Origin of the sequence: Rubricoccus marinus (assembly GCF_002257665.1) — a bacterium.
GTDB classification, from domain to species: domain Bacteria; phylum Bacteroidota; class Rhodothermia; order Rhodothermales; family Rubricoccaceae; genus Rubricoccus; species Rubricoccus marinus.
This window is the reverse complement of the sequence record NZ_MQWB01000001.1, coordinates 3,222,627-3,233,206: the sequence shown is the minus strand read 5'-3', so window position 1 is coordinate 3,233,206 and position 10,580 is coordinate 3,222,627. Positions and strand designations below refer to the sequence as shown.

The window sequence follows — 10,580 nt, the reverse complement described above, 5'->3', positions numbered from 1 at the left end:
GACTACCGGGCGGCGAGGAACTGCTCGCGTGCCTTGTACCGCTGAATCTTCCCCGAGCGCGTCCGCGGCAAGCTTCCCGCTTCCACAACGACGACGGAGAGCACGGGCAGGTTGATCGCTTCTCCAACGGCCTGGCGCACGGCGCTCGCGATGCTCTCGACGTCGGGCTCCGCCTCTTCCGTCTCGACGATCGTGACGAGTTGCTCCTCGCCGTTCTCCTCGATTGAGAACGCCGCGCTCGCGCCCTGCACCAGCGCCGGGTGCGAGTTCTCAGCAAGGGCCTCCACGTCCACGGAGTACAGGTTCTTGCCGCGCACGATGATCATGTCCTTGAGCCGCCCGGCGACGTACAGCTGCCCCTCGTGGTAGAACCCGAGGTCGCCGCTGCGGAGGTAGCCTCCCTCGCCGGTATCGGCGCGGACGCCGCCAAACGTCTCGGCGGTTGCCTCCGGGTTCTCCCAGTAGCCGTCCGCCACGCTGGCCCCTCGGATCCACATCTCGCCGACGCGGCCCTCGGGAAGAGGGAGGTGCGTCTCGGGATCGAAAACAGTTACGGTGCGGTCTTCATTGGGAGGCACAATCCCGCAGCGCACGATCATCTGCGCGCCAGGGGCCTCTGGCGAGACGGCGACCGCGCGGCCGTCCAGGAGTTCGTCGCGGTCGAAGGCCGTGGCGAGGTGGACCGGCGCATCCGGGGCTTGTTCGATGTAGAACGTGCCGACGCCGAAGCCCTCGGACATGCCGTAGGCCATCTGGTACGCGCGCCGGTCGAAGCCGTAGGGCTCGTACATCTCGGCGAAGGCGTCGAGCGTGTCCAGGCGAATGGCTTCAGAGCCGAGGGCGATCGCCTTCCACGTGCTGAGGTCGAGCCCCTCGCGGTCCTCTGGCGTGCTGCGGTCCACACACATCTGGAGCGCGAAGTTGGGGGCCGTCGTGATGCCTCCTTCGTAACGCGTAATAGCGTGGAGCCACCGCGTGGGCTTCTCCATGAACGCCACTGGTGAGAGGATAACGGCCGTGCGGTCGCAGTAGAGTGGCTGGAGCACGTTCGCAAACAGGCCCATCGCGTGGCTCAGTGGAGCCCACGAGACGATGGGGGACTCGTGCCCGCTGATGCGCTCCATCATTTCCTTCAACGGGCGCAAGCGGTCGATGATGACCCTGTGCGTGAGGCGCGTCCCACGAGGGCGCCGCGTCGAGCCCGAGGTATAGAGCAGCGTCGCGATGTCGTCCCGCGAAACGTCCGGGCGCGTCCAATCGTCGCCAGAGGCCTCTGGCGCGTCGGCCGCCACGACGGGCGTCTGCGAGCCCGTGGCCGCGAGCATGCCCTGGATCATGGGGGCAATCGCGGCCGAGGTCAGCAGGACCGATGGCTTGGAATCGGCGGCGAAGGAGAGGAGGTCGTCCGGAGACTGGCCCGGGCGCGGCGGGAGAACCGGGACCGGATACAGGCCTGCGTAGAGCGCGCCGAAGAACCCCAGGATGGCTTCGTGCCCGGGCGCGAAGAGCAACATCGCGCGGTCCCCAGGCTGCGTCATCGTCTGCAACTGCGCTGCGAGCGCTCGCGCATGGCGGTCGATCTCACCATAGGTGAGCCGCACTTCGTCGCTCTCACCATCCGGGAGGTAGATCACAGGGGCGGCCGTTTCTTGAGAGGCGCGCTCCAGCAGGATGTCGACGAGAGTAGAGGGCTGAGACACAGGGCAATGGCTTGGGAAGTAGGGGAAACTACTAGGCCGGACTTTTATATCCGTACAGATAGGGCCCGGCCCGCAAAAAACAGAGGGTCTGCGGCCCCGAACTCCCCCGAGTGCGCGCCCGGGGAACGCGAGGCCACGCGAGGGCCTACACGAGGCCTCTGGCGCGCGCTTCCAGCGCCAGAGGCCCCTCTCTTCCCATGCCGTTGCTCTCTACCTCTGGCGCCCGCGCGCTCCCTGTTGTGCGCGTGCGCGGCGGGCAGGCCGAGACGGCCGATGACTGGCTCGCGGCAGAGGAGCCGCTGGAGATCCGCCTGATGTGGGGCGATCGCGTGCAGCGCCTCGCGGTGACCATGCGGACGCCCGGCCACGACGCCGACCTCGCGGTCGGCTTTCTCGTCGGTGAGGGCGTGATCCGGTCGCCAGAGGACGTGCTGGACGCGTTCCACGCGCCGATCCAGGGGGGGCAGACCGACCCCAACATCGTCGCCGTTCGGCTCGCCTCTGGCGTCACGTTCGACGCCGGACGGCTGGAGCGGCACGTGTACACGACCTCCAGCTGCGGCGTGTGCGGCAAGGCCTCGCTGGAGGCGGTCGGAGTCATCACCGGGGCGCCTCTGGCGCCGGGGCCGAGGCTCACGCCAGAGGCCATCCACGCGATGCCCGCTCTGCTACGCGAGGCGCAGGACGTCTTCGAGCAGACCGGCGGGCTCCACGCTGCGGCGCTGTTCAGCGTGTCGGGCGGCGGGGCCTCTTGCGACCTCCTGCGCGTCCGCGAGGACGTGGGGCGGCACAACGCCGTCGACAAGCTCGTGGGCTCCTACTTCGCCTCTGGCGAGACCGTCCCGCCACAGGCGGTGGTGCTCGTGAGCGGGCGCGCGAGCTTTGAGCTGGCGCAGAAGGCGCTCGTGGCAGGGATCTCCGTCCTGGCCGCGGTCGGTGCGCCGTCGTCGCTCGCGGCGGACCTCGCGCGGGAGCACGGCATGACGCTGCTCGGGTTCGTCCGCGACGGACGCTTCAACGTCTATGCGGGCGCCGAGCGGCTCGATCTGAGCGCCTCTGGTGACCGCTGACGCCAGAGGCGGGACTCGCTAGACCTCGTGGAAGACCTCCTCGTAGTCCATCCGCGGGCTGCGCGGGTGCCACGCGCCTTCCTCAGCGGGGACGCCGAGAGTGACGACCATGAACGAGCGCCACGACGTGTCCGCGAGGAACTCGGCGTCGACGCCAGAGGCGTCGAACCCGCTCATGGGGCCGGCGCCGAGACCGGCGGCGCGGACGCCGAGGAGGAAGTAAGCCGCCTGCAACGCCGCGTTCTCGTGCGCCGAGGCGACGCGCGGGGCCTCTTGCGCGAACCAGTCCTTCGCGCCCGGCGCGTGCGGGAGGAGGCGCGGGAGGTTCTCGTGGAAGTCCGTGTCGTAGGCGAGGACGGCGACGAGGGGCGCGGTCGCGACCTTGCCCTGGTTGCTGTCCATCATGAACGGGACGAGCCTCTGGCGCGCGTCGCCGGAGCGGACGAGGAGCACGCGGAGCGGCTGGCCGTTGACGGCCGTGGGCGCCCAGCGGACGAGGTCGTAGATGGCGCGGACCTGCTCGTCCGTCACGGGCTCGTCGGCAAAGGTGTACGTCGTGTGCGCCTCGCGGAAGAGGAGGTCTTGCGCCTCGGAGTCGAGGGCGAGGAGAGCGGAGGTGTCGGGGAGGACCTGCATGCGGATAGGGGATCGGTGGCGGCTTGAGCGATGTGGACCATTTATTTGTTTCAACAAGCTTATGCGAACGAGGTGCCGCCTGCCGGACCCTCGCGCGAGGCCACGCGTGAGATCGCCGCCACCGCCGACCGCTATGAAACTCCGTATCAAGGGCGACTCCATCCGCCTCCGCCTGACTCAGACCGAGGTCAAGACGCTCGCCGAAACCGGCGCCGTCGAGAGCGCGATGCGCGTCGCGCCAGAGGCTGCGCTCGCGTACGGCCTCCGCGCCTCTGGCGGAGGCGACCTCCGCGTCGAGATGGACGCCAGAGGCGTGACCGTGCTCGTGCCCGAGGCGTGGATCGGCCCGTGGGCGGGGGGCGACGAGGTCGGCTTCAGCGGCGAGCAGGACGCGGGCGACGGGCGCACGCTCGCGATCCTCGTCGAGAAGGACTTCGCGTGCCTCCACAAGCGCCCGGACGAACTGGACGCCTTCCCGAACCCCCTTGCTGACTCCGTCTAACGTTACCGCGCTCATCCTCGCGGGCGGCAAGAGCCGCCGGTTCGGCAGCGACAAGGCCCTCGCCGACGTGGGCGGCCTCTCGTTCGTCGAGCGCGTCTTCATGGCCCTGGAGCCTCTGGCGAGCCGCGTGCTCATCGCGACCGGCCCCACGCCGAGGCCGTACCCCGTCCGCGCTGAGGTCGTGACCGATTCGGTCCCCGACGGCGGGCCGCTGGCGGGCCTCGCGGCCGGGCTGGCCGCGACGCAGACGCCGTGGCTTCTGGCGGCGGCCGTGGACATGCCGCACCTCACGCCAGAGGCGCTGACGCCGCTTCTGGAAGCGGCCTCTGGCGACGCAGACGCCTTTATCGCGCAGGAGCCCGGCGACCGGATGCAGCCCGTCTGCGGCCTCTGGCGTGTCGAGGCCGTGGCGCCGGTCGTTGAGGAGCAGATCGCCAGAGGCGACCTCGCGATGTTCGCGCTGCTCGACCTCCTGACCGTGCACGGCGTGGCGCTGGACGCGGCCGCGATGCGCAACGTCAACCTCCCGCCCGCGAGCGAACTGGAGCCGTAGAGGCACGCCGCTGAGGCCGTTCGTCTCTGGCGCCAGAGGCTCAGGCGGGCGCGGGCACGGTCTCTGGCGGCTCCAGGTCTTCGAGGGCACCCAGGCGGCGCAGCGGCGGCCAGATCCATGCCGCCGCCCCGACCGTGAGGAGCGTCATCACGCCGCCGAAGACGACAGTGGGCACGGCGCCGATCACGCTCGCGACCGTCCCGGATTCCAACTCGCCGATCTCGTTGCTCGTGCCGATAAACACCGCGTTGACGGCGGCAACGCGCCCGCGCATCTCATCGGGCGTGAGCAGTTGGAGCACCGTCGAGCGGACCACGACCGAGATGTTGTCGGCCGCGCCGAGGCAGAACAGCGCCACAAGCGATAGCGGGAAACTCGTCGAGAGCCCGAACACGATCGTCGAGACGCCGAAGGCGACGACGGCGAGCAGGAGCGTGCGCCCGGCGTAGCGCATCGGCGGGAGCAGCGCGAGCGAGAGGCCCATCGCGATGGCGCCCAGCGACGGCATCGCACGCATCCATCCGAAGCCCTCGGCGCCGACGCCCAGCACGTCGGTCGCGTAGATGGGCAACAGTGCCGTCGCGCCGCCGAAGAGGACCGCCACCATGTCCAGCGTGATGGTGGAGAGGATGACCGGCTGGCGCCGCACGAACCGCGCGCCCTCGATCAGGCTCCGCCACGACTTCTTTTCGGTCGAGCGCGCCTGCGGCGTCGGGATCACGAAAAAGAGGCAGCCCAGCAGGACGAGGCTGGAGGCCGCATCGGTGATGTAGACCGTCGCCGGGCCGTGCCATGCGACGAGGAAGCCGCCCGCCAGAGGCCCCAGCGTGGACGCGATCTGGTAGGCCACGCTCCGCCACATCGTGGCGTTAGCGAACACGCGCGTCGGCACCAGGCCGGTCACGATGGCTTGTGAGGCGGGCCATCCGATCGCGCGGAAGATGCCCGTCCCGAGCAGGAACAGGTACGTCAGCGCAACCGGCGCGCCGGTGTACGACACCCACGCGAGCCCGGCGCCAGAGGCCGCGAGTCCGATCTGGGCGATCTGGATGAGCCTCTTGCGCGGGTACCGGTCGGCCGCAGCGCCCGCGGGCAGCGCGAGGAGGAGAACCGGCAGCGCGAGCGTCAGCCCGATCAGTCCGAGCCCGAGCGCCGTCTGCGTCCGCTCGTAGACCTCCCACCCGACCGCCACGACGCGCATCTGGTTGCCCGCGTTCGAGACGAGGCTGCCCACGAGGTAGAGCGCGAACCCGGCGTTTCGCAACGACGCGAACGGGTCCTGCTTTGCCGGATGCTTGCCCTCCTGGTGGTCGATTTCGGCTTCGGCGCCAGAGGCTCCGGGGCGTCGGCCTTCGTCGGGGGCGGGGTCCTGGGGTGTGTCCATTGGCGCCGCAAACGACGCGGACTTCAGGAGGCTCCGCCGGTTTCTCGTGGAGACGCCGCCTCTGGCGTAGGCCTGCGGAGACAACTCGGCGCGCGCAACGCGGTGCGGCTTCTGGCGCCAGAGGCCGCGTCTAGGCGGGCGAGGCGCGGTCCTCTACTTTCTGCCCGACCGTGGGGCCTCTGGCGTCCCACGCAATCGTTCCTTCCGATAAGCCCGGTGCTCCGATGAACGCTCCCAACCCCGAGGTCGACGAACGCCTGAGCAGGGCCGCGCAGTGGCGCGAGGAGCAACTCCGGCTCCGGGAGATCTGCCTCGATACGCCGTTGCTGGAGGAGGTCAAGTGGAGGCAGCCGTGCTACACGCTCGGCGGGAAAAACGTCGTCATCGTGAGCGCCTTCAAAGGCCACGCCTGCCTCGCATTCTTTAAAGGCGTGCTCCTGAAAGACGAGCACGGCCTTTTGCATCAGGCCGGGGAGCACACGCAGTCCGGGCGCCAGATGCGATTTACGAGCGTCGAGCAGATCGAAGATCTCGAACCCATCGTGCGGGCCTACCTCGCGGAGGCCATCGAAATCGAGCGCGCCGGGCGAACCGTCGAGCTCAAGAAGATGCGCGAGTACGCCGTCCCCGCCGAACTCCAGGAGCAACTCGACGCCGACGCCGCGTTTCGCGCCGCGTTCGAGGCGCTCACGCCAGGGCGCCAGCGGGGCTACTTCCTCCACATCGGCGGAGCCAAGCAGACGGCCACGCGCTCGGCGAGAGTCGAGAAGCACCGCCCGCGCATCCTGGCCGGCAAAGGCATCCACGACCGGTAGCCGGACCTCTGGCGCGCGCGGCCTCTGGCGCCAGAGGCGCCGCGCTACTCCGCCTCGCCGTAGAGCGCCACGAGCCCGTCCCAGATCGCCTGCGGCAGGATGGAGTGATGGCCCGCGCCCTCGTAGACCCGGCGCGTGACGGGAAAGCCGCCGGCCTCCATCGCGTCCGCCAGAGGCGGCGCCCAGGTCCGAAGCAGGTTGCCTTCCTCGATCCCGTAGGCGAGAAAGACGCGCGCGTCCTGAGCCTCTGGCGCCGTGAAGCCGGCCTCTACGACCTCGCCGTTGTTCCACCACGCCGAGGGAGAGATAAGCAGCAACCGCTCGAACGCATCGGGACGGGCCTGCGCCGCCCACGCGCCGAAGAGGCCGCCGAGCGAGTGCCCGAGCCAGCCGCGGCGCGTGGCGCTCGCGTTGTAGTGGGCCTCGATGCGGGGCGCGAGACGGTCCTGGATAAAGCGCAGAAAGGCCGGGGCGCCACCCGTGTTTGTGGAGTCCATGATGACGCCGCCGATGGGGAAGCCGCCGCCGCCGGCGAACTGCGTCGGCGAAGGGGTGAGGTCGCGGTTGCGCTGCGCGTTCCACGCCCGGGGTTCACCGTCCATCCCGATGCCGACGAGAATGACCGGCTCGATGTCCGTGCTTTCCGCCAGATCGGCCAGTCTTCGGATGCCCGCGACGGCCTCGGTCAGCCACCACGCGTCGGCGTAGTAGAGGACGGCGTGCGGCGCGCCCGTCTCGCGGTAGCCTTCAGGGAGGGTGACGTGGATGCGGTACGTCTGCGCGGGCGCGTCCAAGGTGAACGTCTCGGCTCCCGGTATGGCCAGAGGCTCGGGCGCGGAGCCCGCCGGCTCCGTTTGGGCGCGGGCCGACGTAGCCACGAGGGCGAGAATCACAAGAGCGAGGCGCATAACCCAATCCGAGGGGTGCGCAAAGTACCGGCCTCTGGCGCCAGAGGCCTACGTCCTATCTCCCGTACAGCGCAACGAGTCCGTCATAGATCGCGCGTGGAACGATCGAGTAGTGGTCCGCGCCGTCGTAGGCGCGGAGCGTGGGGCCGTAGCCCGCTGCTTTCATGGCCTCCGCCAGGGGCGGCGCCCACCGCGTGATAGGCCGGTCCTCCGCCGTGCCGTACGCGATGAACACCCCCTCCTCCGCCTCTGGCGCGGCGAACTCCGAGGCGACGACCTCCCCCTCGTTCCACCACATGGCAGGCGAGACGAGCAGGAGGCGGTTGAACAGATCCGGCTCTTCCGCTTCCGCCCACGCGCCGAAGAGCCCGCCGAACGAGTGCCCGAGCCAGCCACGGTCGGTCGCGCTCGCGTTGTACGACGCCTCGACCCGCGGCGCGAGGGACTCGCGGATGAACGTCGCGAAGGCCGCCGCCTCTCCCGTCTCGTTCGCACCTGGCGACCAGGCCGCCCACAGCGCGATGAGAAAGTCCCCCTCTTGCGACGAGTCCACCCCCGACGGGTCGAACGGAGTCGGGGTGAGGTCCCGGTTGCGCTGGGCGTTCCACGCCGCCTCGTCGCCGTCCACGCTGATGCCGACGAGGATCGCGGTCTCGATGTCGGCGGTCCGTACGGCCGCTGCGAGCCGGTGCGTCCCGACAACGATCTCGGTCAGCGCCTGCGCGTCGGCGTAGTAGAGCACGGGGTGCGAGTCTCCCGTCGCGCGGTAGTCCGGCGGGAGCGTGACGTGAATCCGGTACGTCTGCGCGGGGGCGTCCAGAGTGAACGTCATTCCGCCGGGCAGCGCCAGCGGCTCAGCCTCCGACGCCACAGGGGCCGTTTGGGCGTGAGCCGCCGCGGCCATGAGGGCGAGAGCGAAGAGAGTGGCGCGCATCAACAGGCGGAGTGGGGAGGCGCATGATACCGGCCTCTGACGCCAGAGGCCGAACCGCGCGCCGCGCGTAGGCGTCCGAGGGGCACACACACCCGAAAAGACAATGGCCCGCCACTGGTCCACTCAAGACATCCCCGATCTCTCTGGAAAAACCGCCGTCGTGACCGGCGCCAACAGCGGGCTGGGCAAAGAGACCACCCGAGAACTGGCCCGCAAAGGCGCGCACGTCGTCATGGCGTGCCGCAGCGAGAAGCGCGCGCAAGAGGCCGCCGATGACATCCGCCGCGACGTGCCGGACGCCGACCTCGCCATCGAGATCCTCGACCTCGCGAGCCTGGACAGCGTCCGTGCGTTCGGCGAGCGGTTCGCCTCTGGCGCCGAGCGTTTGGACCTGCTCTACTGCAACGCCGGAATCATGGCGATCCCGCGCAGCGAGACCGATGACGGCTTCGAGACGCAGTTCGGCGTCAACGTGCTGGGCCACTTCGCGCTCGTCGGGCGCCTGCTGCCGGTGCTGCTCAAGACCGAGGGCTCCCGGACGATCTGGCTCAGCAGCATGGCCGCGTGGGGTGGCAAGATCTCATTCTCGGACCTCCAGGGGGAGCAGAGCTACAGCCGCTGGGGCGCCTACAACCAGTCCAAGCTCTCAGACCTGATGTTGGCCTACGAGATGAACCGTCGTCTGCAAGACGCCGGCGAGTCATCCGTCGCCCTCGCGGCGCACCCGGGGCTTTCCAACACGGACCTTCAGGCCACAAGCGCCGAAAAGAGCGGCTCCAAGCTGGAAAGCTTTTTCTACAGCCTGACGATGGACCGCGTCGCGATGACGGCGCTCCAGGGCGCGCTCCCGCAGCTCCGCGCCGGGACGGACCCGCGCGCCAGAGGCGGCGCCTTCTACGGCCCGCGCTACAAGATGCGCGGCCACGCCGTGGAGGTGAACCCGCCCACGAAGGCGCTGGATGCCAAGGTCCGCGCGCGCCTCTGGCGTGAGTGCGAGTCGCTCACCGGCGTCTCGTTTTTGAGCGAGTAGCGCGAGGGCTCCCCGGCCTCTGGCGCGATTCCGCCAGAGGCTTCCCGCCACTAGGGGCTAGGCGGCCTTGGCGCGCACGGAGAGGAGCAAGCCCCCGAGCACGAGCGCGCCGCCCGGGATCAGCCAGGCCGATGGCACCTCGCCGAGCACGAGCCACGCTGCGACGGCGGCGAAGGCGGGCGTGAGCAAGCGCACGGTCGTCGCGAGGATGGGCGGCAGCCGGTGCGAGGCGACGCTGTATGCGAACGTCGGGATGGCTGTCGTGATGACCGCGAGGGCGATAAGAGCGCCCCATGATGCGGGGCTGTCCAGCCCCACGAGCGCGGCGTCTCCTTGAACCGCCCAAAGCCCGAGCGCGGCCACGGCGCCGAGCCCGAACGTCAGCAGCGTCACCGCCAGAGGCTCCGGCGCGCGGTCCGCCCCCCGCAAGCGGCTGAACGAGATCGCGTAGGCGGCCATGCCGAGCGCGGCTAGAAGCGCCAGCGCGTCGCCGATCAGCCGGTCCTGCGCCGCGCCAGACGCTTCCAGAGCGCTCGGCGCCAGGATCACGGCCACGCCCGCCAGCGCCAGCGCCGTGCCCCACGCCTCGCCGCGGCGCACCGCCTCGCCTCTGGCGACGGCCCACGCGACCGCGAACAGCGGCGAGATGTTGATAAACAGCGTGCCTTCGGCGACGGCCGTAAACCGGAAGGCGGCGACGGCGCAGCCGTAGTACGCCACCATTAGCGTCGCCAGGCCCCAGGTTGCGGGCGTCAGGCGGAGCCTCTCGCGCCACACCCACGCCAGAGGCGCCAGCGCGACGAGCGCGAGGGCAAGCCGGCCGGCGACGATCGTGGCAAGGGGCACGCCGGGGAGCAGGCGCACCCACACGCCCGCGAGCGCCCACGTGGCGGCGGAGAGAGCCGCGAGCGAGAGGCCGAGTCGGTCGGCAGGATCAGGTGACGTGCGCACAGATCGCGGCAGGTGGCCTCTGGCGCCAGAGGCCGGGGAGACGTGGACAGGATGCGGCGTCCTCTGCCGCTCCCTTACCCCGAGCACGCCAGAGGCG

The 10,580-nt window shown here is 70.0% G+C and carries 11 protein-coding genes; 5 read left to right on the top strand and 6 right to left on the bottom strand.

What is annotated here, in order from left to right; all coding sequences use genetic code 11:
• Positions 1–2: 2 nt before the first annotated feature.
• On the bottom strand, positions 3–1,700 hold the full coding sequence (locus tag BSZ36_RS13670; protein WP_179271198.1) for a fatty acyl-AMP ligase: 1,698 nt from the start codon (positions 1,698–1,700) through the stop codon (positions 3–5).
• A gap of 197 nt (positions 1,701–1,897) precedes the next feature.
• On the opposite strand from BSZ36_RS13670, the gene fdhD reads away from it, so the two are divergent.
• Entirely contained in the window at positions 1,898–2,770 is an 873-nt protein-coding gene (gene fdhD, locus BSZ36_RS13665) for a formate dehydrogenase accessory sulfurtransferase FdhD (protein WP_094549899.1), read from the top strand.
• An 18-nt stretch (positions 2,771–2,788) separates the two neighbouring features.
• Here the strand turns inward: fdhD and BSZ36_RS13660 are convergent, their stop codons facing one another.
• Positions 2,789–3,406, bottom strand: a complete 618-nt coding sequence (locus BSZ36_RS13660) for a malonic semialdehyde reductase (protein WP_094549897.1) — start codon at positions 3,404–3,406, stop codon at positions 2,789–2,791.
• 133 nt (positions 3,407–3,539) lie between these two features.
• Here BSZ36_RS13660 and BSZ36_RS13655 point away from each other — a divergent pair, with 133 nt between their 5' ends.
• Positions 3,540–3,908: a DUF7009 family protein gene (locus BSZ36_RS13655; RefSeq protein ID WP_094549895.1), complete on the top strand. Its 369-nt coding sequence runs from the start codon at positions 3,540–3,542 to the stop codon at positions 3,906–3,908.
• The gene (mobA, locus tag BSZ36_RS13650) at positions 3,892–4,461 is read left to right on the top strand and encodes a molybdenum cofactor guanylyltransferase (RefSeq protein ID WP_094549893.1); all 570 of its coding nucleotides are present in this window, start codon (positions 3,892–3,894) and stop codon (positions 4,459–4,461) included. The genes BSZ36_RS13655 and mobA overlap by 17 nt, the downstream gene beginning before the upstream one ends.
• Positions 4,462–4,501: 40 nt before the next feature.
• On the opposite strand, the gene BSZ36_RS13645 is transcribed toward mobA, so the two are convergent.
• The gene (locus BSZ36_RS13645; RefSeq protein WP_094549891.1) at positions 4,502–5,845 is read right to left on the bottom strand and encodes an MFS transporter; all 1,344 of its coding nucleotides are present in this window, start codon (positions 5,843–5,845) and stop codon (positions 4,502–4,504) included.
• 224 nt (positions 5,846–6,069) lie between these two features.
• Between BSZ36_RS13645 and BSZ36_RS13640 the strand changes: the two genes are divergently transcribed.
• Complete coding sequence (locus tag BSZ36_RS13640) at positions 6,070–6,660, top strand: YdeI/OmpD-associated family protein (RefSeq protein ID WP_094549889.1); 591 nt, start codon at positions 6,070–6,072, stop codon at positions 6,658–6,660.
• 44 nt (positions 6,661–6,704) lie between these two features.
• Here the strand turns inward: BSZ36_RS13640 and BSZ36_RS13635 are convergent, their stop codons facing one another.
• Together BSZ36_RS13635 and BSZ36_RS13630 are read right to left on the bottom strand one after the other, a co-directional pair.
• Positions 6,705–7,568, bottom strand: coding sequence for an alpha/beta hydrolase (locus BSZ36_RS13635; RefSeq protein WP_094549887.1), 864 nt, complete (start codon positions 7,566–7,568; stop codon positions 6,705–6,707).
• A 55-nt stretch (positions 7,569–7,623) separates the two neighbouring features.
• Entirely contained in the window at positions 7,624–8,502 is an 879-nt protein-coding gene (locus tag BSZ36_RS13630; protein ID WP_094549885.1) for an alpha/beta hydrolase, read from the bottom strand.
• Positions 8,503–8,605: 103 nt separating this feature from the next.
• Here BSZ36_RS13630 and BSZ36_RS13625 point away from each other — a divergent pair, with 103 nt between their 5' ends.
• A complete protein-coding gene (locus BSZ36_RS13625) occupies positions 8,606–9,532 on the top strand; it encodes an oxidoreductase (protein WP_094549883.1) in 927 nt (308 codons plus the stop codon).
• 57 nt (positions 9,533–9,589) lie between these two features.
• Here the strand turns inward: BSZ36_RS13625 and BSZ36_RS13620 are convergent, their stop codons facing one another.
• Complete coding sequence (locus BSZ36_RS13620; protein ID WP_179271197.1) at positions 9,590–10,483, bottom strand: DMT family transporter; 894 nt, start codon at positions 10,481–10,483, stop codon at positions 9,590–9,592.
• Positions 10,484–10,580: the final 97 nt, after the last annotated feature.

Coding starts and splice junctions, on each gene's coding strand:
- BSZ36_RS13635 (WP_094549887.1), bottom strand. CDS start 7,568: ATGCGCCTCGCTCTTGTGATTCTCGCCCTCGTGGCTACGTCGGCCCGC.
- BSZ36_RS13660 (WP_094549897.1), bottom strand. CDS start 3,406: ATGCAGGTCCTCCCCGACACCTCCGCTCTCCTCGCCCTCGACTCCGAG.
- BSZ36_RS13630 (WP_094549885.1), bottom strand. CDS start 8,502: ATGCGCGCCACTCTCTTCGCTCTCGCCCTCATGGCCGCGGCGGCTCAC.
- BSZ36_RS13640 (WP_094549889.1), top strand. CDS start 6,070: ATGAACGCTCCCAACCCCGAGGTCGACGAACGCCTGAGCAGGGCCGCG.
- BSZ36_RS13625 (WP_094549883.1), top strand. CDS start 8,606: ATGGCCCGCCACTGGTCCACTCAAGACATCCCCGATCTCTCTGGAAAA.
- fdhD (WP_094549899.1), top strand. CDS start 1,898: ATGCCGTTGCTCTCTACCTCTGGCGCCCGCGCGCTCCCTGTTGTGCGC.
- BSZ36_RS13645 (WP_094549891.1), bottom strand. CDS start 5,845: ATGGACACACCCCAGGACCCCGCCCCCGACGAAGGCCGACGCCCCGGA.
- BSZ36_RS13655 (WP_094549895.1), top strand. CDS start 3,540: ATGAAACTCCGTATCAAGGGCGACTCCATCCGCCTCCGCCTGACTCAG.